General features: G+C 65.8%; 16 protein-coding genes. 7 read left to right on the top strand and 9 right to left on the bottom strand.

Features of this window, described 5'->3' with window-relative positions; all coding sequences use genetic code 11:
* The first annotated feature begins 115 nt into the window (after positions 1-115).
* A complete protein-coding gene (locus tag ACCQ16_RS15415) occupies positions 116-1309 on the top strand; it encodes a cytochrome P450 (RefSeq protein WP_218488487.1) in 1194 nt (397 codons plus the stop codon).
* 199 nt (positions 1310-1508) lie between these two features.
* Here the strand turns inward: ACCQ16_RS15415 and ACCQ16_RS15410 are convergent, their stop codons facing one another.
* The 4 genes from ACCQ16_RS15410 to ACCQ16_RS15395 form a co-directional block, all read right to left on the bottom strand.
* Positions 1509-3908 carry a TonB-dependent receptor plug domain-containing protein gene (locus ACCQ16_RS15410; protein WP_277572557.1) on the bottom strand — a complete coding sequence of 800 codons (2400 nt, stop codon included), beginning with the start codon at positions 3906-3908 and terminating at the stop codon, positions 1509-1511.
* A 339-nt stretch (positions 3909-4247) separates the two neighbouring features.
* Entirely contained in the window at positions 4248-6635 is a 2388-nt protein-coding gene (locus tag ACCQ16_RS15405) for a TonB-dependent receptor plug domain-containing protein (RefSeq protein ID WP_014090819.1), read from the bottom strand.
* 273 nt (positions 6636-6908) lie between these two features.
* Positions 6909-7334 carry a VOC family protein gene (locus tag ACCQ16_RS15400; RefSeq protein ID WP_008571081.1) on the bottom strand — a complete coding sequence of 142 codons (426 nt, stop codon included), beginning with the start codon at positions 7332-7334 and terminating at the stop codon, positions 6909-6911.
* A gap of 434 nt (positions 7335-7768) precedes the next feature.
* Positions 7769-10153 (bottom strand): TonB-dependent receptor plug domain-containing protein, encoded by a 2385-nt coding sequence (locus ACCQ16_RS15395; protein ID WP_277572558.1) that lies wholly within the window; start codon positions 10151-10153, stop codon positions 7769-7771.
* A gap of 180 nt (positions 10154-10333) precedes the next feature.
* Here ACCQ16_RS15395 and ACCQ16_RS15390 point away from each other — a divergent pair, with 180 nt between their 5' ends.
* On the top strand, positions 10334-12250 hold the full coding sequence (locus ACCQ16_RS15390; protein ID WP_031423791.1) for an ABC-F family ATP-binding cassette domain-containing protein: 1917 nt from the start codon (positions 10334-10336) through the stop codon (positions 12248-12250).
* Positions 12251-12442: 192 nt separating this feature from the next.
* Entirely contained in the window at positions 12443-12943 is a 501-nt protein-coding gene (locus ACCQ16_RS15385; RefSeq protein WP_277572559.1) for a YcxB family protein, read from the top strand.
* A gap of 15 nt (positions 12944-12958) precedes the next feature.
* On the opposite strand, the gene ampR is transcribed toward ACCQ16_RS15385, so the two are convergent.
* Positions 12959-13834 (bottom strand): LysR family transcriptional regulator AmpR, encoded by an 876-nt coding sequence (gene ampR, locus ACCQ16_RS15380; RefSeq protein WP_011348286.1) that lies wholly within the window; start codon positions 13832-13834, stop codon positions 12959-12961.
* A gap of 100 nt (positions 13835-13934) precedes the next feature.
* On the opposite strand from ampR, the gene bla reads away from it, so the two are divergent.
* The 3 genes from bla (at position 13935) to ACCQ16_RS15365 (ending at position 17638) form a co-directional block, all read left to right on the top strand.
* Entirely contained in the window at positions 13935-14828 is an 894-nt protein-coding gene (bla, locus tag ACCQ16_RS15375; protein ID WP_029820021.1) for a class A beta-lactamase, read from the top strand.
* Positions 14829-14941: 113 nt separating this feature from the next.
* Positions 14942-15874, top strand: coding sequence for an alpha/beta hydrolase (locus ACCQ16_RS15370; RefSeq protein WP_218539817.1), 933 nt, complete (start codon positions 14942-14944; stop codon positions 15872-15874).
* Between the two features lie 207 nt (positions 15875-16081).
* Entirely contained in the window at positions 16082-17638 is a 1557-nt protein-coding gene (locus tag ACCQ16_RS15365; RefSeq protein WP_029820018.1) for an ArnT family glycosyltransferase, read from the top strand.
* Between the two features lie 243 nt (positions 17639-17881).
* On the opposite strand, the gene ACCQ16_RS15360 is transcribed toward ACCQ16_RS15365, so the two are convergent.
* From ACCQ16_RS15360 to ACCQ16_RS15350, 3 genes are all read right to left on the bottom strand, one after another.
* Positions 17882-20035: a phosphocholine-specific phospholipase C gene (locus ACCQ16_RS15360; protein ID WP_029820017.1), complete on the bottom strand. Its 2154-nt coding sequence runs from the start codon at positions 20033-20035 to the stop codon at positions 17882-17884.
* A gap of 74 nt (positions 20036-20109) precedes the next feature.
* Positions 20110-22566: a TonB-dependent receptor domain-containing protein gene (locus tag ACCQ16_RS15355; protein WP_277572560.1), complete on the bottom strand. Its 2457-nt coding sequence runs from the start codon at positions 22564-22566 to the stop codon at positions 20110-20112.
* Positions 22567-22980: 414 nt separating this feature from the next.
* Positions 22981-24219, bottom strand: coding sequence for an MFS transporter (locus tag ACCQ16_RS15350; RefSeq protein WP_071118189.1), 1239 nt, complete (start codon positions 24217-24219; stop codon positions 22981-22983).
* A gap of 475 nt (positions 24220-24694) precedes the next feature.
* On the opposite strand from ACCQ16_RS15350, the gene ACCQ16_RS15345 reads away from it, so the two are divergent.
* The gene (locus ACCQ16_RS15345) at positions 24695-24988 is read left to right on the top strand and encodes an FmdB family zinc ribbon protein (protein WP_008578079.1); all 294 of its coding nucleotides are present in this window, start codon (positions 24695-24697) and stop codon (positions 24986-24988) included.
* A gap of 469 nt (positions 24989-25457) precedes the next feature.
* Here ACCQ16_RS15345 and ACCQ16_RS15340 read toward each other — a convergent pair whose 3' ends face one another.
* Entirely contained in the window at positions 25458-26225 is a 768-nt protein-coding gene (locus ACCQ16_RS15340; protein ID WP_277572561.1) for a DUF3011 domain-containing protein, read from the bottom strand.
* Between the last annotated feature and the right edge of the window lie 102 nt (positions 26226-26327).

Raw genomic sequence — 26327 nt, 5'->3', positions numbered from 1 at the left:
GGCCGGGGCGCGATGCGTGCAGATAATCCGGGCATTCCGTGGAGCACCTGTGTCCTTGGGCAGGTGCACGCATGCATCGCCCCTATTTCGGGGGTGATGCCACATGAGCCAGGCCATGCATCTCAGCGATTTGGCAACACCCCAGTTCCGCCACGATCCCTATCCGACCTACGCACGCCTGCGCGAAGAAGGCCCACTGGTGCAGGTGGCGGACGGGCGGCTGATGTCCGGCCGCTACGCCGTGGTCGATCGCCTGCTCAGCGACCGACGGGTCGGCCGCGACTATCTGCAGAGCGTTCGTCTGCGCTACGGCGAGGCGGCGGTGCACCTGCCGCTGTTCCAGGGCATGAGCCGCATGTTCCTGCTGCTCAATCCGCCGCTGCACACGCAGTTGCGCGGACTGATGACGCAGGCCTTCGGTGCGCGGCAGATGGAGTCCATGCGTGAGGTAGCCAGCGATACCGCCGCCGGGTTGATCGACGCTTTCCAGGCCAACGGGCACTGCGATCTGCTGGCCGAGTTCGCGTTCCCGCTGCCGATCGCCATCATCTGCCGGATGCTGGATATCGATGCAGCCGATGTCACCGCGCTGAGTCACGCGACCAGCGCGCTGGCGAAAGTCTTCGATCCGATGATGACGGCGGAAGAACTGCAGGCCACCAGCGTTGCGTACGACCAGCTGGCAACATATTTCCACGGCGTGATCGCGCAACGTCGCAGCGCTGGCGGCGACGATCTGATCGCGCGCTTCATCCAGGCCGAGGACAACGGCCGCCGCCTGAGCGAGGAGGAGATCGTCTCCAACGTGATCCTGCTGTTCTTTGCCGGCCACGAAACCACCTCCAACATGATCTGCAATGCGCTGGTCGCGCTGCATCGGCATCCGCAGCAATTGCGCCTGCTGCAGGAAACCCCGGGCCTGCTGCCCAATGCAGTGCTCGAATGCATGCGCTACGACAGCTCGGTGCAGATGGCCACGCGCACCGCCTTGCAGGATTTCCAGATCGAGGGCGTGGCGGTTCCCCGGGGCGCCATGCTGTATCTGATGCTGGGCGCGGCCAATCACGACACGCTGCAGTTCACCGACCCGCAGGTGCTGGATATCCGCCGCCAGCAGGGCCGCGCGCTGTCGCTCGGTGGTGGTATCCACCACTGCCTGGGCAACCGGCTGGCCCTGATCGAAGTGGAAGCCGCGCTGGCCTGCCTGCTTGCGCGTCTGCCGGCGCTTCGGTTGGAGCAGCTGGACACGCTGAGCTGGAACGACCGCGCCAACCTGCGCGGTGTCGACACGCTGCTCGCCTCCTGGTGAGCCGCGGTCATCCAGTGCAGTGACGTGACCAGCCGGGACGGCATCGCAGCGGCAATCACTGCGCTGGCGATCGTCGCGGCAGATGACGCGCAGCCGCGGCACCCGAATCGAGATGCCCACAACGACAAACACCGCCGATCACCCGGCGGTGTTTGCGTATACACATGCGCGGATCGGCAGGTTCGCTCGAGCCGGCCGATCAGAAGCGGTAGGTCACCCGGCCGTACCAGTAGCGACCGTTGAAGCCGAACGGCGACAACGAGGAATACTGCAGACCGCTGGCGCGATCATCGTAGCCGGTGGTCAGCTGTGCCTTGGTCGGATACTGGTTGGTGACGTTGTCGGCACCCACGGTGAAGGTCAGCGCCTGCCAGGTGTAGTTGGCCGCCAGATTGAGGATCCAGCGCGCCGAATATGTCTGGTCCTGGCTGCCGTCGGCCGGATCGCCGATTCGCTTGATCGCGCCATAGCGGGTGGCATTGCCGTTGAGCGAGAAGCTGCCCAAGGTCCAGTCCGCTGCCAGCATGTACTTGGTGCGTGGCGTGGATTCGGTCAACAGGCCCTGGCTGGCACGTCCGAAATTCGGATTGGACAGCTCCAGAATCTTGGTCTTGTTGTAATTGGCGCTGGCGCTCAGGTTGAGGCTGCCGCCGGCACCGAGATCGGCCCGATAGCTGTTCACCCAGTCGACGCCGCGCGTGCGGCTGGTGGCGCCGTTGACGAAGAATTGCACCGCACCCACCTGGCCGATCGGCTGGGCGAGTTGGATCTGGTCCGAATACAGGATCTGGTCCCAGATGCGGATCTGGTACACGTCCAGCGTCGAGGTGAAGTTGGCGGTCGGCTGCCAGACGCTGCCGATCCCGTAGTTGGTGGACTTTTCCGGGCTCAGCGGGCGCGCGCCCAGCTGCACGGCGATCGGGTCGGAAGTGCGATAGGTGCCGACCTGGATCAGCTGCCCGTCCTGCGGCAGGGTCACCACCGAGGCGTAGTTCTGCTGCGCCAGCGAGGGCGCACGGAAGCCGTTGGAAACCGTGGCACGCATGGAGAACGTATCGGTGAACGCATAGCGTGCCGACAGCTTGCCAGAGCGGGTGGAACCGGCATCGCTGTAGTTCTCGTAACGCCCGGCGATGCCACCGGACAGCTTGTCGGTCAGGTCCGCTTCCAGCGCTGCATAGGCCGCGTTGCTGTGACGGCCGAACTTGCCCGCTACCGAGGGCTCCAGACCGGAGAACACCTGCGCACCGCCGGGGTACGGGGTTCCGGTTTCCGGGTTGATGGTGTCGGGGTCGAAGAAATACGACGCCGGCGAGCCGGCGACGATCTCGTAGCGGTCCTGGCGATGTTCCACACCGAAGGCCAGATTGACCGGATAGGCCAGGCCCCAATCGAAGGACTTGTTGAAGTCGGCGTTGAGCGTGCCTTGTTCGGTTTCGAAACCACCGGAATTGAAGTTCGTCGGCGAGCTGCCCGTGCTCCAGTACAGATTGGTGTTGATGCTGTTGAGGATGTTGAAGGTCATGTCGTTCTTGCCATAGGTGGCCGACACGTCCCAATGCCAGTCGCTGGCCGTGGTGCCCTTGACGCCGAGCACCGCCGAGCGGTCGTTGATCGGGTTGTAGATCTGCGGCAGGAAGCCGTTGGGATACACCGCCTGCACGTTGCGGTCGGTGTTGTCGTAGGCACGGTAGTAGCCGTTGGAGGTCACTTCGCGGCGGCTGAGGCTCAGATGGCCATACAGCTCGACGTTGGGCGTGAAGTCATAACCGAACGCGACCAGGCCCTGGTAGAACCTGGCATCCGGATCGCCATGGCGCTGGTAGGGCACGCCGCTGGGATTGGCGGCGCCGGCAAGCGTGGTGGCGCGATTGGTGTTCTCGCTGCGGTTGGTGTCCATCGAATTCTGGTAATTCCACGACAGCCGCACCCAGCCAGGCGCGGTGTCGCCGCTGGTGGCGCCGAACGGCAGGCCGACCGAGCCGTCGACGCCGTTCTGTGCGCCGTCGCCCTTGTCCATGATGCCGCCATTGACCGAAATGGTGTTGCTGCCGGCCGCGGCGCCATGCTTGAGCACGATGTTGACCACGCCGGCGATCGCGTCGGAGCCGTATTGCGCCGACGCGCCATCGCGCAGCACCTCGATGCGGGCGATCGCCGACATCGGCAGCGAGTTGAGATCGGCCGGCGCTGAACCACGACCGACATAGGGGTTGTAGTTCACCAGCGAGGAGGTGTGATAGCGCTTGCCGTCGACCAGCACCAGCACGTTGTCCGGCGACAGCCCGCGCAGCGTGGCGGGACGGGCGGCGTCGTTGCCGTCGGCGATGGCCGGGCGCGGGAAGTTCAGCGACGGCAACAGCTTGCCGAGCGCGGTGGCGACATCGGTGGCGCCGGTGGCCTGCAGGGACTCCTCGGAGATGATGTCGATCGGCGATTCGGATTCGGCCACGGTCCTGTCGCTGACGCGCGTACCGGTGACGATCAGGGTGTCGAGGGTTTTCTGCGGCTGGGTCGATTGCGACTGCGCACTGGCAGCGAAGGAACAGACGGTGAGTGCGACTGAAATCGCCAGCGAGAGTGCGTTGGAGTTGTGCATGGGAGTCAAGGCTCGAAAGGAGTGATGGACGTAGCGACGAAGCACCGTAAATACCGGGGGAATGCAACTGCGAACGGGTAATCGGCCATGCCTGCGCGCCGCATGCGTCCGCAGGACGGAGCAGTGCGCACGAGTGCAGCAACCGGCAATGCGCGGTGTGGCGCCTTGCGCGCTTTGCTGCGCGCATCCTTGCTGAAGCGGTGCAACGTGCAGCGGAAAGCGTCTAACCTGGCCACCTCATGTGTGCGAGGGTGGCCAGGGACGGTGACGTCGGCGACACGTCGAACATGCAGTGCCGCGCGACTCACATGCCGGCCGTGACCGACCGGCATTTGGGAGTTACCACTTGTAGTTCACGTTTGCATAGACCAGCGCGCCGTTGAAGCCGAACGGCGAGGCGCTGCTGTAGGGCAGGTAGGTGCGCGTGCCCAAGCCGGCTTGCTGGCGGTCCGGATATTCGTTGAGCACGTTGTCGCCACCGATGGTGAAATTCCACGCGCCCAACTTGTAGGACGCGGCCAGATCCAGCGTCCACTTGGCCGCGTAGGTCTGGTCGCTGCCGGCGTTGGTGCCGAACGTACTGAACTCGCCCCAGCGCGTGGCGGTGCCGGTGAACGACCAGTTGCCCGGCGACCAGGTCCCGCCAAGGAAGAACTTGTCGCGCGGCGTGCCTTCGGTGATACGGCCGATTTCGGCGCGACCGATGCGCACCGCACTCGGATCGATCGCCATCAGCGCTGCCGGGTTGTCGGCGATGCGTTTGATTTCGGTCTTGTTGTAGTTGTAGCCGGAGGTCAGCTCTGCGCTGCCGCCATCCAGGTTCCAGCGATAGGTGCCGACCGCATCGACGCCTTGCGTCTTGGTGTCTACCGCATTGGTGAAGTAACGCCCGCCACCGATGCCCGGGAACCCATTGGCCTGCAGGTAGTTGCGGACCGCAGTCGAGGTGAGGTTTTCAGACAGCACGATACGGTCGTCGATATCGATGCGATACGCATCCACCGTGATGTACAGATTCTCCACCGGCTGCAGCACCACGCCCAAGCCGTAATTCTTGGACTCTTCGGCCTTGAGCGGTTCGGCACCGAGCGCGATCGCGGCAGGGTTGTCGGTACGGAAGGTGCCGATCTCGAACGGAATCGCGGTCACCGTGCCGTTGGGCTGCGCCACGTTGAGGAACTGGGTGGCGATCGACTGGAAGTTCTGCTGCTGCAGCGACGGCGCGCGGAAGCCGGTGGATGCAGTCGCACGTACCGCCACCTTGTCGGTAAAGGCATAGCGCAGCGACAGCTTGCCGGTGGCGGTGTCGCCGAAGTCGCTGTACTTCTCGTAGCGCCCGGCCAGCCCGGCCGAGAACTTCTCGGTCAAATCGGTTTCCAGGTCGGCGTAGAACGAATGACTGTTGCGGTTGTAGTAACCGGCATCGGAGGGCTTGAAGCCTGGAAACACCTGCGCGCCGGGAATCAACGACCCGTTGGCCGAGGGAATACCGCCGTTGGCCGAGGAAGCCGCATCGCCAGGCGATTCGTTGAATTTCTCGCCGCGCCATTCGGCACCGAAGGCCAGCGTCACCGGATAGGCCAGGCCCCAATCCAGCGTCTTGGTGAAATCGGCATTGAGTACGTTCTGCGTCACTTCCAGCGTACCGGCGTGGAAGTCGGTCGGGCTGGCCAGCCCCAAGCTGTTGTTCAAGCTGTTGCGCACATCGAAGGTGAGATTGTTCTGGCCGTAGTTGTAGCTCAGATCGATGTTCAAGCCCCCTTCGGTGGAGGTCTTCAAGCCGCCTACCCACGAGACGTCCTTGCTGACGTTGTAGATCTGCGGCAGGAAGCCGTCCGGATAGATTTCCGGGCGGTTGCGATTATCACCGGCAAAGCGGAAATAGCCGTTGGACAGCACTTCGCGCCGGCTCACCATGCCGAACGAATAGAACGTGAGGTAATCGGTGGGGCTGTATTCGCCGTTGAACGAGAGCGCGCCCTGGTCGATGTCGGGGTCGCCATAACGCTGCTCCACACGGCCCTGGAACGGCAACGCGCGGTTGGTCTGATCCGAGTGCCCGGCCTGTGCGGCCAGGTGCACCTTGCCGGTGCCGGCGAAGCTGAAACCGGCATCGCCGGACAGTTGGTACTGCTCGCCGTCGCCAGCGCTGTACTTGCCGTAGCGGCCATTGATGCTGCCGCCTTCGCCGCTGCCCTTGAGCACGACATTGATCACGCCGGCGATGGCGTCCGAGCCGTATTGCGCAGACGCACCATCGCGCAGCACTTCGATGCGCTCCACCGCGGCGATCGGGATGGTGTTGAGGTCTGCCGGCGAAGAGCCACGCCCCTGGGTATCGTTGAGATTGATCAACGCCGTGCTGTGATAGCGCTTGCCGTTGACCAGCACCAGCACCTGATCGGGCGACAGGCCGCGCAACTGTGCCGGGCGCACCGCGTCGGAGCCGTCGGAGATGGCCGGGCGCGGAAAATTGAGCGAGGGAATCGCGCGTGAGAGCGCGGTCGCCAATTCGGTGGTGCCGGTCGATTCCAGTGCCTGCGGCGAGATGATGTCGATCGGCGATGCCGATTCGGCGACCGTGCGATCGGCCACACGCGTGCCGGTCACGATCAGGGTGTCCAGTGTTTTCTGGGCCGGCGCCTGCGATTGCGCAGACGCGGTTGAAGCGGAAAACGACAGTGCAAGAACAACGGCGACTGCGAGTGGACTGGTCTTGCAATTCATGCGGTGACAACTCCGAGTGGGGAACGGATGCATCGCAGGGGCCCCCTCCCGGGCCGCGTCCATCGCGGCAGCTGCGGTGCGTTCTCAACCATTAACCACGTGTAACCGCATGTCAAATTTTGGTTACGTTGCGCAAGCAACTGTCATCTCTGACGTGCTACTGGCAACGTTGTCATCGTGCACCAAAGTGATGCGACGCCTGCACCAGACCTGCTGGGGCAGGCGCTCGCTTGCACCATAGTGGACGGCAATACCAGTTATGAAACTTGTGCATCAGAATGTGATCTGCACCGCATCAGCACTGCGTTGCGCAACACCATGGAAGACCGCTTCGATGTTGTTGCCGTCCGGATCGAGCACGAACGCGGCGTAGTACTGCGGGTGATAGGGGCGCAGGCCGGGCGCACCATTGTCGCGACCACCGTGGGCGAGCGCCGCTTGATGGAAGGCATGCACCATTGCCACATCGCGTGCCTGAAATGCCAGGTGGTGGCGGCCGGTGAGCACGCCCTGTGCCACCGTGTCGCGGTCGGAAACGAATAATTCGTCGGCCCAGAAGAACCCATCGCCTTCGCCGCCGACCGGAATCCCAAGAACGTCCAGCACAGCCTGGTAGAAGCGCCGGCTGGCCGGCAGGTCCTGCACCACCAGGTGCAGATGGTCGATCAAGCGTCCGCGCGACAGCTGCGATGTTTCCATGGAGCGTGCTCCGGCAATGACGGGAGCACCGTTGATACCACCGCAGCTGCCGGCAGGTCTTCACCTCGCAGCGATACGGTGCGCATAGTGGCGACCAACGCGTCGCGCGTATTCCGTCAGGTGCGCGCCGACGGCGACACCAACCGCAGTGCATACAGAGTCGATGCCGCGGCCGCGTCCGCCTGGTGCCGGCAGCGAGTTTGTGTGCCGTTCCAAAAAGACCTTAGGCAGATGCGCACACGCCCCGGGCTGGCCGGGGCGCGTGGTCGACCCTGGATGTCGAAGGATGCAATGGCGACACGCCATGCATGCAGCGAAGTTGCATTTGCTGATCACAGCAAATGCGGCGGATGTCTCGCGCTGATCGCGAGATGGCCGATCGCATCGCCCGCCTCACGATCACAAAGACAACCTCGGCTGCTCAAGCGCAGCGCTTACCAGCGGTAGTTGATGCGCCCATACACGTACGCACCATTGAAGCCGAACGGCGACAGATTGCTGTACGGGAATTGTCCGCTGGTGGAATTGGCGAAGTTGTTTTCGTCCGGGTATTGATCCAGCACATTGTCTGCGCCCAGCGTCAGCGTCCAGCGATCGATCTTGTAGCTGGCCGATGCATCCACCACCCACTTGGCGCCGAAGGTCTGGTCGTTGCTCGCGTCCGCTGGGCGGGTGCTGTACTTGCCATAGCGCGTGGCCCCCAGGGCCAGCGTCCAGTGTTCGGAGTTCCAGCTGCCGTTGATCAGGAACTTGTCGCGCGGGAAGCCTGCTTCGATGCGGCCACGCTCGGTGCGGTCGATGCGCTCCAGGCTCAGCCCGTTGGCCGACAACGCGGCCGGGTTGGCGGCCACGCTGCGCACTTCGGTTTCCGAATAGTTATAGCCGGCAGTCAGGTCCACGCTGCTGGCGGCCAGCTGCCAGCGGTAGCTGCCCACCACGTCCACGCCGCGCGTACGCGTATCCACCGCATTGGTGAAGTAACGCCCGCCATTGATGCCGAAGATGCCCTGCGACTCCAACAGACTGCGCACGCCCGCGCCGGTCAGGTTGGACGACAGCACGATACGGTCGTCCACATCGATCTGGTACGCATCCACGGTGAGGTAGAGCGCATCGGTGGGCTGCAGCACAAGGCCCAGGCTGTAGGACAGCGAGGTTTCCGCATCCAGCGGCTCGGCGCCGAGCGCGCGCGCCACGGTGCTGTCGGCGGGGAAGGTGCGAATCTCGAACGGGTTCGGGTTGCCGGCCAGGAAGGTGGTGCTGGTGGACTGGAAATACTGCTGCGCCAGCGACGGCGCGCGGAAGCCCGAGGACACCGTGCCGCGCAATGCGATCCTGTCGGTGAACGCATAGCGCGCGGAGAACTTGCCCGAGGCCTGGCTGCCGAAATCGCTGTAGTCCTCGTAGCGGCCGGCCAGGCCGGCAGAGAACTTGTCGGTGAAGTCGGCTTCGATGTCGGCGTACAACGCGTAGCTGTCGCGCGAGTAGCGGCCCGACACGCTAGGAGCGAAGCCGCCGAATCCCTGCGCGCCACCGGCCAGCGTGCCGGCCTGGAAATACGAGCCCACTTCGCCCGGCGACTGGTTCCACTTTTCGTTGCGGTATTCGGCGCCGAAGGCCACCGTTACCGGATACGCCAGGCCCCAATCGAAGCCGCGCTTGACGTCCAGGTTGACGATGTTCTGCGTAGTTTCCAGCGCGCCGTCGTAGAACGCCGTGGGCGAGGTCGGCCCCAGGCTGACATTGAGCGTATTGCGGGTGTGGAAATCGATGCGGTTGTAGCCGTAGTTGTAGCTGGCGTCCCAGTCCCAACCGCTGGCAGTGGAGCCGCGCACGCCGGCCACCAGCGAGCGGTCCTTGGCGTAAGTCTGGATTTCCGGCAGGAAGCCCTGCGGATACACCGACAGGATGTTCTGGCTGCTGCCCGGCGCGCGGAAGAACGCGAACGAGGTGATGTCGCGGTTACTGGCGGTGGCGAACGCATAGCCGGTGATGCTGTCGCTGAAGGCGAATTCGGTATTGGCCGAGACCGCCTGCGCATTGACCTCCGGGTCGCCGATCTTGAACGCCTTCTGGCCGACTGCCGGCTGCGAGACGCTGGGCGCGCCGGCGTAGGCGCGTGCACGGTCGGTCGGGTCCTGCTGGTTGAGCTGGGCGGCCACGTGCAGCCAGCCGCGGTCGCCGCCATAGGCCACGCCGGTGTCGCCGGAGAGCTCGTAGTTGTTGCCGTCGCCAGCCGAATACTGGCCGAAGCCGGCTTGCAGGCTGCCGCCCTTTTCTGCGCCCTTGAGCACGATGTTGACCACGCCGGCAATGGCGTCGGAGCCGTACTGCGCCGAGGCGCCGTCGCGCAGCACTTCCACCCGCGCGATGGCCGCGACCGGGATGGTGTTCAGATCCACCGCCGCCGCGCCACGACCGATGGTGCCGTTGAGGTTGAGCAGCGAGGAGGTGTGGCGGCGCTTGCCATTGACCAGCACCAGCACCTGATCCGGCGACAGGCCGCGCAGCTGCGCGGGACGGATCGCGCTGGTGCCGTCGCTCAGGGCAGGGCGCGGGAAGTTCAGCGATGGCAGGGCGCGCGCCAGTGCGGTGGCCAGTTCCGGGGTGCCGGTGGCTTGCAGCGATTCGGCGCTGATGATGTCGATCGGCGACTGCGACTCGGCCACGGTGCGGTCCGACACGCGGGTACCGGTGACGATGACCGTATCCAGGGTGCTGGCCGGGGCGGTCGCCGGGGCGGCGGTCTGGGCCAGGGCGGGGGAAGCAAGCAGTGCAGCGACCACGGCGGTCGCAAGCGCGGAAAGGGGGGCGTTCATGACAACTCCGAAAACGTGGGTCCAGGCAGGACCAGGCAAGGCTAGGCAGGCGGCGGTCGCGGGAGGGCGAACAAGACGGCGGCCACGCTGAGGGCGCTAATTATTCGTTAACGCTAGAATGGCGTCGCAGGAATGCTGCTCATCTGCTCATTCCTTTTCGTTCTATCGGACTGTCCATCAATGATTTCCCTGCGTAACTTCTCCATGCGACGCGGCGAGCGTCTGCTGCTCTCCAACGTCGACCTGACCATGCACGCCGGCTACCGCGTCGGTGTGGTGGGCCGTAACGGCACCGGCAAGTCCAGCCTGTTCGCTGCGGTGAAGGGCGAGCTGGAGGCCGACAAGGGCGATGTCGATCTGCCCGGCAAGGTGCGCACGGCCAGCGTGTCGCAGGAAACTCCCTCGCTGCCCGACCCGGCGCTGTCGTTCGTACTGGGCGGGGACATCGAGGTGTCTGCGGTACTGCAGGAAGAAGCCGCAGCTACCGCGCGCGAGGACTGGGAGGCAGTGGCCAATGCACACCAGAAGATGGCCGAGATCGGCGCCTACGACGCCGAAGCGCGCGCCGGCAAGTTGCTGCATGGCCTTGGGTTTCCGGCAGACACGCACCATCGCGCGGTGTCGTCGTTCTCCGGCGGCTGGCGCGTGCGGCTGAATCTGGCGCGCGCGCTGATGATGCCCAGCGACCTGCTGCTGCTCGACGAGCCGACCAACCACCTGGACATGGATGCGGTGCTGTGGCTGGAGCAGTGGTTGCTCAAGTACCCGGGCACGCTGCTGCTGATTTCGCACGACCGCGAATTTCTCGACAACGTGGCCACCCACACCCTGCACCTGCATGGCGGCACCGCCAAGCTGTATGTCGGCGGCTATACCGATTTCGAACGCCAGCGCATCGAGCATTTGCGCCAGCAGCAGATCGCGCACGAGAAGGAACAGGCCGAGCGCGCGCATCTGCAGAGCTTCATCGACCGCTTCAAGGCGCAGGCCAGCAAGGCGACCCAGGCGCAGAGCCGCATGAAGCGGCTGGCCAAGATGGCCGGCACCGAGGCGGTGCGCGCCGAGCGCGAGTTCCGCATCCAGTTCGCGCAGCCCAATCGGCTGCCGTTCTCGCTGATCCGGTTGAATCATGCGGCTTGCGGCTATGCCGCTGTGCCGCGGGAATCGGGAATGGGGAATGGGGAATCGCAAAAGCGTGGTTCCAGCGATGCCATTACCGTGCTGCATGATGTTGGATTCGGGCTAGAGGCGGGTGACCGGATTGGTTTGCTTGGGCCCAATGGCGCGGGTAAGTCCACCCTGGTCAAGACCTTGGTGGGCGAACTGGCGCCGCTGGCAGGCGAGCGCAGCGCACATCCGGATTTGCGCATCGGCTACTTCGCCCAGCACACGGTGGAGTCGCTGCACGAAGGCCAGTCGCCGATGGACCATTTCCGCGAGTTGTCGCCGGATGGTTCCAACCAGGCGTTCCGCGACTTTTTGGGGAAATGGAATTTTGCCGGCGACCGCGCCTTCGAAGTGGTGGATGGTTTCTCCGGCGGCGAGCGCGCGCGCCTGGCGCTGGCGTTGATCGCCTGGCAGCAGCCGAACGTGCTGCTGCTGGACGAACCGACCAACCACTTGGACCTGGAAATGCGCGAAGCGCTGGCCGAGGCGCTGAGCGATTTCGAAGGCGCCATCGTGATGGTCTCGCACGATCGCCATCTGATCGGCCTGGTCTGCGACAGTTTCTGGCGCGTGGCCGATGGCGTGGTCGAGCCGTTCGCCGGCGACCTGGACGAATACGCCGCCTGGTTGCGGAGCCGCCCGGCCGCGCAGGGGACCAAGCAGAAGATGGCCGAGGCGGCGCCGACCCCGCCACCGCCGACCAAGCCGCTGCCGCCGAAAAAAGCCGTCAACCCGCACAAGCTGGCCAGTGCCGAAAAGCGCGTCGGCGAGCTGGAAGCGGCGCTCGCTGCGCTGGATCGCGAGCTGGCCAATCCCGGCAACTACGCCGACAGCGAAAAGATGGCGGTGCTCGGACGCGACCGCGAAGCAACCGCGCAGCAGCTGGCTGAAGCCGAGACCGCATGGATGGAGTTGATCGACGGTGCGTAAGCGTCACTGACAAAAACGCCTGCGCAACCGTACGATGGCGTGTCAGATGGTCGTTGCGAGATGTACCAGGCGTACATCGCGGTTGCCGCGCCTGGTCTACACCTAGCGGCTGCCTGCGCGCTGCGTCGTGTTGGCCACGATGAAAGCGCGTGGGTTACGCTGCGCGTTGAGCCACACACGGATGTCGCGCGCATGATCAGCGTCACCATCAGTCTGGAAGACCATCTGGCCGCGCAGCGCTTGCATGCGCGTCACGATGCGAAACGCCTGCTCGTGTTTCTGGCAGTCCTGCTGTTGATCGGAGCGGGGCTGCTGCACCTGCGCGGCGCGAGCGAGATTATCGGCCCGGTGCTGATCGGCGGCGGTGGCGGTGGGTTGCTCGGCCTGGTGGCGTTGCACGTGTGGGGCCTGCCGCGGCGGATCAAACGCCTGCATGCGCAGCAGGCCTCGCTGCGGCATACCTACACCTACGCATGGGACGAGAACGGGCTGGAAATCACCTGGGCGGACGGCCATCTGCGTCGCCCCTGGTCCGATTACATGCGCATCCGCGAAAACGACCGGGTGCTGTTGCTGTACCACAACGACCGGCTGTTCGAGCTGTTCTGCCCGCACTGGTTCGCCGACAGGGCGCAGTTCGAGGCGTTTCGCCAGTTGGCCTTGCGGGTGGGAAAGACATCCAAGGCGCTCTGAGAGTGGCAGCGCTGCTCAGCTGCTGACGTGCTGTTGGGCCAGTAGCCAATCGCGCAACCGGCGCCCGGCATCGCTTTGCGGCCGCGACCGTAGCCGCGTCAGCCAGTAGCGCCCGGCGTCGATGGTGATCGGGAACGGGCAGACCAGGCGCCCGGCATCCAGGTCCTGGCGAAACATCGGCAACGGCAACAACGCCACGCCGGCGCCGGCTGCCGCTGCGCTGGCCAGGGTAAGCGACGAATCGAACATGCTGCCGCGCGCAGGCACCTCCGTCGCACGCGCCGCGCGGAACCACTGCGGCCACTCATCCAGGCGATACGAGCGCAATAGCGGCACACGCGCCAGATCCTCCGGCACGCGCAAGCCGCGCGCCATTGCCGGCGCGCACACCGGCGCGAAGGGCGCTTCCATCACGGCTTCGGCAACCTGGCCCTGCCAATCGCCATCGCCGAAGCGGATGGCCAGATCCAGGCCCTCTCCGGCCAGGTCGACGCGGTTGTTGTGGGTGGACAGGCGCAGTTCGATATCCGCGTGCGCCGCATGAAATGCCGCCAGCCGTGGCAACAGCCAGCCGGTGGCGAAGGTGCCGACCACGCCCACGCTGAGCACCTCGCGGTAACGGCCATCGGCAAAGCGTTCCAAGGTGGCGGCGATGCGGTCGAAGGCCTCGCCGAGCACCGGCGCCAGCGCGGCGCCTTCGTCGGTTAGCGCTACACCGCGCGGCAGGCGGTGGAACAGGCTGGTGCCCAACTGCTGCTCCAGCGCCTTGATCTGGTGACTCAGCGCGGCCTGGCTGACGCATAGCTCGTTGGCCGCGCGGGTCAGATTCTGATGGCGCGCGGCGGCTTCGAACGCGCGCAGGGCATTGAGCGGCAGGCGGGGGCGGGGCATGGGTAGAGATTAGTTCAATTCATGCCTGAGATCGAAACATCGCGATGGTCGGCTGCATCCTGCGCATCGATACTGCGGGCTCTCTCAAGGAGGCAACCGCATGTTGAATCGGCGACAGTTCCTGCACGCAACCGGCGTGGGCGTGCTGCTTGCAGCGTCCAGACCCGCATGGGCACTCACCCCCGCGGTGAACGTGGACGACATGCTGCGGGCACAGTGGGCGCAGATCGAACGTGGCACCGGCGGCCGCCTGGGCATCTGCCTGCTCGACAGCGCCACCGGCAAGCGCCTCGGGCAGCGCGAGGATGAGCGCTTTCCGATGTGCAGCACCTTCAAATTTGTATTGGCTGCCGCGGTGCTGCGGCGGGTGGACCAGGGCAAGCTGACGCTGGCGCAGCAGGTCAGGATCCGTGCCTCCGACATGCTGGAGCATGCCCCGGTGACCGAACGCCATGTCGGCGGTTCGCTCAGTGTTGGCGAGCTCTGCCGGGCCACGATGATTTATAGCGACAACCCGGCCGCCAATCTGCTGTTCCCGCTGGTCGGCGAACCGGCCGGGGTGACTGCGTTCCTGCGCGGTATCGGCGATGCCCAGACCCGCACCGACCGCTACGAGCCGCAGATGAACCGGTTCGCCGACGGCGACCCCCGCGACACCACCACGCCTGCGGCAATGGCCGCCACGCTGCGCACGCTGCTGCTTGGCGACGCGCTGCAGCCAGCCTCGCGCAAGCAGCTGACCGACTGGATGATCGACAACCGCACCGGCGACGATTGCCTGCGTGCGGGGCTCACGGCCGGCTGGAAGATCGGCGACAAGACCGGCAGCAACGGCACCGACACGCGCAACGACATCGCCATCCTCTGGCCACCGAAGGGAAGCGCGCCCCTGTTGCTGACCACGTACTTGAACGGTGCCAAGGTCGACGACGCGGCACGCGATGCGGCGTTGAAGGCGGTGGCGGTCGCGGTGCGCGAGAGCATCGCGGCGTGAGTGCAAGGCTCCGGTGTCTCACGCGCGTCATTCGCGCATGAGTTCACGACGTGCTTTCTGTTTCTTCAACCCTTCAAGGTCCAATCGTGCAAATCAGGTCGTGTCATGGGTGGATGGCAGTTGCGCTGCTGCTTGTGCATGGGCTCGCACCGGCGCGCGCCTGGCAGCCAGCGCCTGGTCAGGTCGAAATACCGCTTTGGCCGCGCGCGGTGCCTGATGCGGTGCGCCACCCGAAGCCCGAATCGGTGGGCACCGGCGAGGGGCGTTACCCATGGACCAAGCTCAGCGATGTCAGCCGCCCGACGATGACGGTATACAAGCCCAAGGCTCACAACACCGGCGCGGCGGTGCTGGTGTTTCCCGGCGGTGGCTATCAAGTCCTGGCCATGGATCTGGAAGGGACCGAAATCTGCGACTGGCTGACCGCGCGCGGTATCACCTGTGTGCTGTTGAAATACCGTGTACCGAACTCGGGGCCGACCTGGGTCAACGACCGCCGCTATTACCCGAAGGTGCAAACAGCCCTGCAGGATGCCCAACGGGCGTTGGGGATGGTGCGCGCGCAGGCGGACCAGTTGGCCGTGGATCCGCACAAGATCGGTGTGCTCGGCTTTTCTGCCGGTGGTCACCTGGTGGCCGCGATCAGTACGCATTTTGCAGCGCGCACGTATCTGCCGGTGGATGCCGCCGATCGCGTGAGCTGTCGCCCGGATTTCGCCATTGCCGTGTATCCGGGCCATTTGTGGGCGCACGAGGACGAGGATGACGCCACCCGCGATCCCACCCATCTGGACCTGCGTCCGGACATTCGCGTCGTCGCCGATACCCCGCCGACCTTCCTGTTGCAGGCGCAGGACGATCACGTGGACGGCGTTTCGCAGGTGCTGGCCTACTACGTCGCGCTCAACCAGGCGGACGTGCCGGTGGAAATGCATGTGTACGCCCAGGGTGGCCATGCCTTTGGTCTGCGCGCCAAGGGGCTGCCGATTGCGCGGTGGCCGCACTTGGTGGAAAGCTGGTTGCACACGATCGGCGTGCTGCAGTGATGGAACCGCGCTGCTGAAGAGGCGGCAGCTCGATCATTGCGTGCGCCACGGTGATCGCAGGTGTGATGGCATTGCTGGACCGGCAGCTGCGGCCAGTTCCTGGCAGCTGCCGGTGCCAGCGACGGCTTGCGCTCGCTGCCCGCAGAACCGACACTGCGCGCCCGGCCGCCTTGTGCCTGATGGCCGGCGCCTACAGGAGCGCGACGCGTGACCCAGCAACTGACTCCCGACCGTGGCCTGCTGCCGGCCCGGATCCTGCTGTGCTATTCGGCCATCGCGCTGTTGATCATGCTGGTCTTCAGCTGGTCGATGCCGCCCATCGATGCGTCCGGTTTCAGGCAGACGCAGACCGTCCTCTCGATCGACTGGATGCTGCGTGGCGGCCCTTTCCTGTCGTATCTCACGCCGGTGCTCGGCGCGCCGTGGTCGATCCCGTTCGAGCTGCCGCTGTTCCAGTGGCTGGCCGCGTTGCTGTCCAAAATCACCGGCATGAGCGCCGACAACAGCGGGCGTTTGTTGTCCACCCTGTTCCACGTGGGCTGCATCTGGATGAGCTATCGCATTGCCCTGGTACTGCGCCCCGACCGCGTGCTGGCACTGTGCATCGCTGGTGCGTTCGCGGTGTCGCCGCTGGCCCAGTTGTGGGGGCGCTCGGTGATGATGGAATCCACCGCGGTGTTCTTCGGCCTGGTGTTTGTCTGGGCGATGGCACGGCTGTACGCGCAGCCGCGGGCCTGGCACGGCGGGGTTGCCGTTGCCGCCGCAGTATTGGCAGCACTGATCAAGATCACCACCTTCTTCGGTTTTGCTGTCTTCACCGTCCTGGCCCTGGCCTGGGTGGCGCTGCATGAGCATGGCTGGCGTCCACAGTGGCTGGTCGGTCACTGGAAGCTGTTGGGCTGGGGCGCTGTGGCAGCTGTGGCAGCGCTGGTGGCGCTGCTGCTCTGGCTGCACCACGCTGATGCCTTGAAGGCACACTCTGTTTTGGGTCAGCAAGTTACGTCCGACAGCCTGTCGGGCTTCAATTACGGCACCCTGCAGCAGCGCCTGGATCCGGCCATCTGGTGGGGGACCATCTTCAAGAAGCGCTTCGCCGGACCGGTCGGTTCGAACTGGGTGTTCCTGATCATCCTCATCGCCGGCTTGTCGATCCGCCAGATCCGTGCGGCGGTGATAGTGCTATTGCTCGCCTACCTGGCGCCGATGCTGGCCTTCACCAATCTGCAGGTGGTGCATCCCTATTACCAGTACGCGCAGGTGGTGTTCGCCGCGTCGATCGTCGGCCTGGTGCTTTGGTGGGTGGTGCAGCGTGGCCAGGCGATCGGTAAACCCGGCCGCGGTGTGGCATTGGCGGTGTTCCTGTGCCTGTTGTCACTGGGCTCTGGCTTGGTGAGTTCGCTGAAGAACATGAAGCAAGCGCGTGCGCCGACGCCGATCTCGCAGATCGGCGAACAGATCCGTGCCGCGACCCCCGAGCAGGGCGTGGTGGTGGCTTTCGGCGATGACTGGTCTTCCGAACTACCCTATCGGTCCGGGCGCCGCGCGGTGATGATTGCCGACTGGGCGTCCGATCAGGCGTTGCAGTCGCTGGCCAGCACCGACACTGCGCTGGGTGGCCTGCCGCTGGCGGCGATGGTCGATTGCCCCAACAAGGTGGGCAGCACGCCGCAACGGGCGCAGTGGCACGCGGCGATCGTGCAGCGTTATTCCGCGGGCGCGCAGCCGCAGACGATCGGCGACTGCAGGTACTGGCTGCATCGGTAGTGCACGCCGGCGGCTTGGCCGGCGACGCGGTGTGTGTTGGCAAAGGGCGGTCAGGGGCAGCGCATCGATGGCTGTCCTTGCCGTGCCAGGCATGGTGTGACCGCGGCAGCAGACCCTGTTGCCGCCCGCACGGAACAAGGCCATCGGCGACGCCGATATGCAGGGCGCGACGCCACGATGGCGAGCCGATGACGGCACACCGATCCGCTTCGTGCCGCATCCCCGCTGCCAATCCCGCGCGTTTCAGGCAGGTCCTGGGCCGTCGATGCGGGGAGGATCGTCCTGATACAGCCGTGCCGGCCCCCCGAGCGCTGGGTCGCTGATGCCAGGCTTACCGGTTTCCACGCGCCCGGCCAGGCGCTGGCGCGCTCCGCCCTGGACCAGCCACAGGTCGTACCAGCCGCCGGTCGGTGCAGCGCTCCAGCGCTCATGGTGCTCGCTGCCGGCAGCGATGGTGATGCGCTCGCGCGGTTGCGCTTGCGTGTAGGCACCAGGTTCCAGCGTGACCTGCAGTGGGCGGTCGCCGGGATTGCGTAAGGTCAGGCACAGCACTTGCGCATCGTCGGCGTCCTGCGCGATCTCGGCCAGCAGCGGCGCTGCATCGAGGTCGCCGCGGTAATGGCGATGGAAGCCGTTGGGGCCGAGCAGCCACAGATCGTAGCGGCCGTCGTAGGTGGTCCACGTGCCGTCCACGATGGCGTCGTTTCCCACTGTGTAGCGGCGTGGAATTGCCGCTAGATCGAAGCGGTCGTAGACATGCAGCACCGCCGCCGCGCCCGCATTGGCCATGCGGAGCGTCACTTCGCCGCGCTCGGGCAGGTGGGCCAGCTCCACGCTGGGACGATATGGCAGCCCACGCGAGCGGCGCACGCCGAACGGTTGTTCGGGCGGCTGCAACGTGGCCGGCAACGGCGGCAGTGCGTGTTCGCGCAAGGCGGCCGCGCGCGTAGCGGTTGCACCGACATCCGGCAGCGCGGCGACGAACGCGCGCGCATCGGCCTGGCGGAAATCGAAGGCATTGGTCAAATCGCCGCACACTGCACGCCGCCAGGGCGTGATTTCCGGCGCGGGCACGCCGAAGCGGCGCTCGAGCAGGCGCAGCACCGAGGTGTGGTCGTACACCTGCGAATCCACCCAGCCGCCGCGGCTCCATGGCGAGACCACATACATCGGCACGCGCGGGCCAAGCCCATAGGGCCGCCCACGGAGCTCGGGAAGATCCACGTTCTGCTCGCCCGGCGCCGGGTGGCGGTGATAGTCGTCGTCGGTGGCCAGCGTCGATGCGCCGGCAAACCCGCCCGTTGCGCGTGCATCCGGCGACGGCGGTGCGGGCGGCGGCAGATGGTCGAAGAAGCCGTCGTTCTCATCGAACATCACCAGCAAGGCGGTGCGACTCCACACCGCCGGATCGGCAGTGAGCGCATCCAGCACGCGTGCGGTGTAGGCCGCGCCCTGGGCGGGGCTGGACGGATCCGGATGCTCGCTGCCGGCCGCGTCGGCAATGATGTAGCTCACTGCAGGCAGGCGCCCGCCCAGTACGTCCTGGCGCAACTGGGCGAGACCGCGCGTGCTCACGCCACGCGCGCGCAATTGCGGATCATGTCCGGGCGCGGCGCTGTACGCTTGTCGAAATGCCGCAAAGCCGGCCAGCGGGTTGTCGGTGAAGTTGTCTGCCATGTCCTGATAGATCTGCCAGGACACACCGGCGTTCTGCAGGGCCTGGACGTAGGTGCCCCAACGATACGGCTCGGCAAAGCCGCCCAGTTCCGCAAAGTTGTCGTGCGAATTGCCGATCACCGGGCCGCCTGCGCGCGCCTGCGGATCGTTGCCGCCGGTCCACAGGAACACGCGATTGGAATTGGTGCCGGTCTGGATCGCAGCGTGGTACGCATCGCAGATGGTGAAGGCATCGGCCAGCGCGTACTGAAACGGAATGTCCGCACGCGTGTAATAGCCCAGTGCATGATTGTGCTTGGCGGCAGCCCAGTGCCCGAGCCGTCCATGGTCCCAGGCCTGTTGTGCATCCGGCCAGCTATGCGGGGTGCCCTTGACACGCATGAAGCCGAACTGCGCGGCCGTGTCCAACGCGAACGGCGTCAGCCACTGGCGGCCGTCCTCGCTGGGTTGCAGCCACACCGTGCGCGCGGGTGCGCCCGGCAAGGGCGGCGCAGGGATCGGGAAACGGTCGCCGAACCCGCGCACGCCGGGCAGCGCGCCGAAGTAATGATCGAACGCGCGGTTTTCCTGCATCAAAATCACCACATGCCGAAGGTCCTCCAGCGTGCCGCGGCGGCGGTCCGGCGCGATGGCTGCGGCGCGCGCGATGCTGGGCAGCAACGCGGCCGCGCCGCTGGTGAGGCCGGCTTGCAGCAGGCGGCGTCGGGGCAGATCGATCATGTGGGCTCATCGCATCGGAAGGATTGCCCGCGCCGGTGCCTGGTGCGGGCATCGCATAGCATGGCAGTTCGCCGTTACAGGTCCAGCGTCAGGGTCAGGCCGACGGTGCGCGGGGCGGCAATGAAGGCACTGTCGCTACCGTCCACACCTTCCAGATAGCGCTTGTCGGTGAGGTTGCTGACGTTGAGCGCCAGCTGCAGGCCTTTGAGCTGCGAGGTCAGTTGCGAAAGTTCCACACCCAGATTGGCATCGAAGGTGGTCACGCCATCGAGTGCGGCGCGGTTGGATGCGTCCAGGTAGCGCTTGCCCAGGTAGCGTCCGGACACACCGAAGCGCCATGCCTGGCCGCGCCAGTCGGCCGACACCACCAGCGTATTGCGCGGTTGGCCGATCACCTGCGCACCGGGCGTGATCTCCAAGGCGGTATCGCGCGCGGCATCGCCGCTGCCGAGATAATCGGCCTTGTTGTAGGTGTAGGCGCCATTGACGCGCCAGCCGTTGTCCCAGCCGTAGCCCAGCGCTGCTTCCACGCCGCGCGCATGCACACCGCCGAAGTTTTCGTACACGCCATCGGTTTCGCCCAGGTAGTCGATACCGGTGACGAAGTTGGCCGGCACGTACACGATGCGGTTGTCGAAGCGGATGTCGTACAGCGTGACGCTACCGGTCAACGGCCAGCGGCTGACACGCAGGCCGAGTTCGATGTTGTCGGCGGTTTCCGGCTTCACCCGACTCAGCGCCACCGGGTCGGTTTCGCCCAGCACGCCGGACGCAATCGCTGCGAAGTTCTGCGAGTAACCGGCAAAGGCTTCCAGGCCCTGCACCGGTGTGGTCCAGGTCAGGCCGGCCGACAGCAGCGGGTCGGACTGCGAATCCGATTGCACATGCTGCGCATCGCCGATGCGGCGGTCGCGGGTCTGGTCGACAAAGAACTGCTTGACGCCCACGCGCCATGCGAATGCGCCGTAACGCATCACGTCTTCGACGTAATACATCTGCTCGTCGGTCTGGTAGTTGTCCTTGAACTGCACCCAGTACGCCTGATGATCGAAGCTGATGTTGGTGCCGACGTTGAGCAGGCGGTGCCAGTCGCGGGTGACGCTGCGCTCAACGCGTTCCAGCCAGGCACCGGCACGCACGGTGTTGTCGATGGCGCCGAGATCGGTGCGCCATTCCACATCGGCCATCGCGCCGGCGCGGTGATTGTCGTAGTGGCTATGTCGATACGATTGCACCGGCACCGAACCGGCCGGATAGCAGGCCGGATTGGATTCGGCCGGCACCGCGTCGCTGCCGGCGCAACCGGCCAGCATGGCGGCAGCCGCGCCGCCGGGGGTGAGGTAATACAGTTTGCCCAGATCGCTGCCGCCATACACGGTATTGCCGCCACGCGCTTCGGATTCGGGTGCGCCGGCGCCATCGTTGCTGACATCCACCAGATACGGCGGAATCCAGTCGCCGCGCCCCTGCATGCGGTGCGCATAGCCGGTCAGCGTGGTCTTGAAACCATTGCCGCCATCGAACGCGCCACGCAGGTAGCCGAACGTGTTCTTGCGCAAGGCACGCGAGCCGGAGCGGTAGTTCTGGGCCAGGTACGGAATGCCGGTGAGCGTGCCGGTCAACAGGTCGTGCTCCGGGTCGCGCGCGAATTGCTCCGGGGTCACGCTGGTGTATTCGGATTCGTCGGCATCGTCGTAGGAGGCGTATCCGCTGAGCGTCCACTGATTCAGCGCGCTGACGAACTTGCCGGCCAGGTGATCGCGGCTGGTGTGCCCGCTGCCGTCGATCCAGTCGTCATTGCGTGCCGACGAGCCACTGACCCAGGCACGCGTATTGCCGCCGATCAGGCCGGTGTCGTAGCGCGCGTAGTACTTGCGCGCCTGGTTATCGCCAATGCCGCCGATCACGCGCATACGCTGCGTTTCCAGCGGTTCGCTGGTGAGGTAATTCAAGGTGCCGCCCAGGGCTTCGTTGGAGCGCGAGGCGATGTCGGCGGTGCCCTGGCTCACTTCCACCGTTTCCAGATCCGGCATGTCGATAAAGCGATTGGCCTTGGAGCCGCCGCCGTATGCCGAGCCGCCATTGGGTACGCCGTCGATGGTGGTGCCGATCTGCTGCGTGTCGCGATTGCTGACGAAGCCGCGCATGCTGATCTGCGTGCCCCAATCCGAGGAGCCGAAGGCATCGGCTTCGGTCACCACCACGCCGGGCAGTTCGTTGAGCGCATCGTTGACGCTGCCGAGCACGAACTGGCGGTCCAGCATCTCCTTGCTGACGGTGGTCTTGGAATAGGTCATTGCCTGGCCGACCACCTGCACCTGATCCAGCGTCGATACTTGCTCGTCGGTGACGGCCGGGTCGGACGTTGCGCCGTCGGGAACCTGCTGTGCATACGCCGGTAGGGTGAGCGGAACCAGCAGTAACGCCAGCGTGGCAGGACGGCGCACGCGCAAGGAGGACATCGAATCCATTGAAATCCACAGCGGGGTAGGGGGTCTGGAAAGACTGCCGCGCTTGCGTTGCGTGATCATGACCGCGCTACAGGCGAGGTCGCGATCACGCGCCGGATGTATGCAGCCTCATAGCCAGAGCGAAGACTTGGTTAGCTTGTTTAGCTTGGTTAGCGGCGTTCGGATGCTTCCAGCCGAGCTGACGAGATCTTGGGCCAAGCGGGATGTGGGTTGGTCAACGGGCTGGGTCAAACGCGGAGTCGGTCGATAGCGCGATGCCTCACCGCTTCTGGACACGCCGTGAGCCCATCCCTTGGGGACTCGATGGCGGCATCCATGCCGCCATCGGTCCCGCAATCGGCGAAGCCACCGCACCAGGCAGCGAGCGAAGTTTCGAGATCCAGCACAACCGCGCTGGCCGCAGTCGCAGGTGTGCAGTCCGCTGATCGAATTGTTCGACCATCCTAAAGCCAGCGCGAGAGAGCACGGTCAGCGTTACTTGGTTCGCGGTGGCGTTTCGGTCTGCTGTGTTTCCGGCATCAACTCCAGTGCCGACGGCGTGGTGCGCAGCATCGGGCGGAAGGCGATCGGATGGGGGCGGCGGCGGGTGAAGCGCAGCAGCCGCGACAACGTGAAGCCCGCCAGGGCCAACAACATCACCGCGAAGTACACAGGCAACGCGGCCGGGCCGAACTTCTGCATCGCGCCGCCGGCCAATGCAGGGCCGATCGCCGCACCCACGCCATGCACCAGCAACAAGCTGCTGCTGCCGGAAAGCAGGTCTTCGCGCGGCAGGTAATCGAGCATGTGCGCCACCGCGAACGGGTACAGCGAAAACGCCAACCCGCCATAGACGAAGAACAGCACGAACAACACGGTGGTCTGTGTCTGCACCATCGGCAACGCGGCAGCGATCGCGATGCCGGCGGCCAGCACGCTCACGGTCACCAGGCCGATACGGCGGTCATGCCCGTCGCTGATGCGCCCGATCGGCCACTGCAGCACCGCACCGCCCACGATGGCGGTGAGCATGAACATCGCCACGCCGTCGGAATCCAGCCCGATCCGGTTGGCGTATACCGGCAGCAAGCCCCAGAACGCACCCATCGCCAGGCCGGAAAGGCCGGCGCCAATCGTGGCCACCGGCGCCAGGGCATACAGCGTCACCAACCGCAGGCGCGATACATGCGGCACCTCGGGCGGGATCAGCCGCGTGGTCATCACCGGCATCACCGCTGCACAGAACAGGATCGCCGTCAGCGTGAACATCGCCGGTGCGCCTGCATCGCCGATGGTGAGCAGGACCTGGCCCAGTGCCAGCGCCGACAGATTGATCGCCATGTAGACCGAAAACACCCGGCTGCGCCGGCGCGCGTCGGGCTCGGCGTTGAGCCAGCTTTCGATCACGGTGTACAGGCCGACCAACGCCACGCCGGTCACCAGGCGCAGCACGCCCCAGCCCCAGGCGTTCAACCAGATCGGATGCAGCAACACCGCAATGGCTGCCAGCGCCGCATAAAACGCAAACGCGCGGATATGCCCGATGCGGCGAATCAGCGGCGGTGCAAAGAAGGTGCCCAGAAAGAAGCCGGCGAAGTAGCCGGACATGATCAACCCCAACGCCCGCGCATCGAAGCCGGCCTGATCGCCACGCACGGCGAGCAGCGTGCCGAGCAACCCGCTACCGGTGAGTAGCAGGGCAACGCCCAGCAATAAGGCAGTCAACCGCAACATGGATGCGGCCCTCGTGGGGGAAAAGGCGCGTCGATCACGTGTTCGAGTGTAACAGCCTGGTCGGTGCGGCTCGATCGGCGCCGTTGGCGCGCGCGCGTTTTTCGGCGATTGTGCGTGAGGATGTGATTGCCGCGGGGGGTGTTTTGCGATTGCTCGCGCGTTGCGTTGCTTGGATACGCAACCCATGCATGTGTCGATCGCATGGCGTGCACGCAGAGGTGTTGTGCGCTGCGCTCGCCCCACGCTGCCGACAGCCACGCCTGCGCAGGGTGGGGCGGCATTGCGTCGGTGCGCGCAGCCCATCGGCATGTGCCGGGCGTCGAAGCGGCCACTGCACATTGCCGCCGTCGCCTGGCGCCGGCCATGTAGACGCATCACCGGCCGCCTGCTGCCCGCGCAGGCGGCGCGCTGCCCTTGCCAGCCCGCATGCGTCTAGAATTTGCGCCCCTTGCGACGTCTTCAGCTGATCCCTGCCATGCCCATCTACGGTTTCCAGTGCACTACCTGCGGCCACGCATTCGACCGCCTGCAGAAAATGGCCGACCCCGATCCGCAAACCTGCCCGGCCTGCGCCGCTGCCACGATCAAGCGCCAGGTCACCGCGCCGTCGTTCCGCCTGTCCGGCAGCGGCTGGTACGAGACCGACTTCAAGTCGGCCGGCGAGAAAAAGAAGAACCTCACCGAAAGCAGCAGCGCCGGCGGCGATGCCAAACCGGCGGCAACCGCGGAGAGCAAGCCGGCCGCCAAGCCCGCGTCCGATCCGGCATAAGTGGCCGCGGCGTGCAGGTTGCGCCGCACAGCGCGGTTGCGCGTTGCAACGACTCCACGTCGAGCACCGTGCTGCCGGCTGTGTCGCGGAGGATTGCATGGGTGCTTGCCGCCAACCCGGACGGCTGTGACATCCCACCGCCGTTCGCCGCGGCCAGGACTGCGTTCCCCGGTAGCGCCCGGCATGCGCGGTGGACGATCTCGCTGGCCGGGCCGGTGTCGATACACCCACGTCAGCCGGGCCAAGTGCAGTCCCGGCAAACTGTGGTGAAGCATGGCGGGTAGCCGCGAGGCTGCAAGGCTAAGACGCACGCGTTGCGCGTGCGGTTTGCCGCCCTTCTATGGATCGCCCCGACTGAAGTTGACAGCCGCATCCGCCTGGATGCGTGCCGTGGTCCAGAACGCTGGCGCCGGTGTCTCGCCGACGCGCGCAGGCCTATCTCACCCAGCCAGCCTGCGCGGCCAGTGCATCAACGCGCCTCGAAACGCGCCCGGCAGCCGTCGTTGACCCACACCGTGGCGCGACGATCGTCGTAGCCCCAGGTGCGACCTTCCTCACAGCGGGTGTCCGACAGCTGGCGGGTCAGCACCGGGCGGCCATAGCGGCCATCCCAGGCGCAGGTGCGCAGGCGCCGGTCGTCGCTGGCGCAGGTGATCGCATAGTCGTTGCCGGGGCGGTCATCGCGGCCGCCATAGCCGCCGTCCCAGCCACCGCCACCGCGGGCCTGCGCGAATTCGCCCCGGCAGCCGTCGTCCACCCAGATCCGGCCGCCTTCCTGGCGCCAGTTGCGGCCTTCCACGCAGGGCGTGTTGGAGAGTTGGCGCACCAAATTGGCGCGGCGCCAGCCGGTATCGCAGATGTTCTGGCGCTGATCGTTGCTCTCGCAGCGCACCGTTCCAGCGACCCCTCCACCGCCGCCGGGGCCATAGCCGCCGCCCCAGCCGCCACCGCTGCGGGCGTCGACGAAACGGCCGCGACAGCCATTGTCCACCCAGATCCGGCCGCGCTCGCTGCCCCAGTTGCGGCCTTCGATGCAGCGCGTGCCGGAGATGTTTTCCACCAGCACCGCGCGGCCGCGGAACGGCGTATCGCACTCGCGGCGGCGGTTGTCGTTGCTGGAACAGGTGATGCTGGGGCCATTCCAGCCACGCTCCTGGGCGCTGGCAGTGACGCTGGCAAATGCGCCGGTCAGGGTGATCAGGCCGAAGCCGGAGAGCAGCAGGGCAGTGCGCAGCATCGTGTCGTCCTTGGTGCAGGAGGGGCGTGGCGCCTATTCAGCCGGGCACCGACTTAAGCGCCCATGAGCGCCCGCGCATTTGCTCCTGCCGCTCGCCGGCCC

Origin of the sequence: Xanthomonas sp. NCPPB 1062, from assembly GCF_041481705.2 — a bacterium.
Classification (GTDB): Bacteria; Pseudomonadota; Gammaproteobacteria; order Xanthomonadales; family Xanthomonadaceae; genus Xanthomonas; species Xanthomonas euvesicatoria.
This window is presented reverse-complemented; position numbering and strand designations above follow the sequence as displayed.